Annotated in this window: 1 protein-coding gene; it reads right to left on the reverse strand. The window is 54.2% G+C overall.

Annotated elements, in window-relative coordinates; translation table 11 throughout:
• On the reverse strand, positions 1-213 hold a 213-nt coding region (locus SB816_RS34925; protein ID WP_410548615.1), incomplete at its 3' end, for a hypothetical protein.
• Positions 214-236 lie beyond the last annotated feature (23 nt).

Genomic DNA, 236 nt, shown 5'->3' on the forward strand with positions numbered 1-236 from the left:
GGTGGCGGCATTCTCGAGCGCGTCGATTCCTTCACGTATCTTGTCGACTTCCTCTTCGAGAGCGTTGAGATCGGACCTAGCCTCGTCGAGATCCTTCTGCCTGACGAGCTGCACACTGTCCTTGATACGCCGCTCCTCCGTGCCGATGTCGTCGAGTTCCTTTTGAATGCCTTTGATTGAGCGGTATATGTCGACATCGATACCTAGGAGCATGAGATGCGGAGCGTAATTGTCTG

It is taken from the genome of Achromobacter sp. SIMBA_011, assembly GCF_046535435.1.
Lineage (GTDB): Bacteria > Pseudomonadota > Gammaproteobacteria > Burkholderiales > Burkholderiaceae_B > Achromobacter > Achromobacter dolens.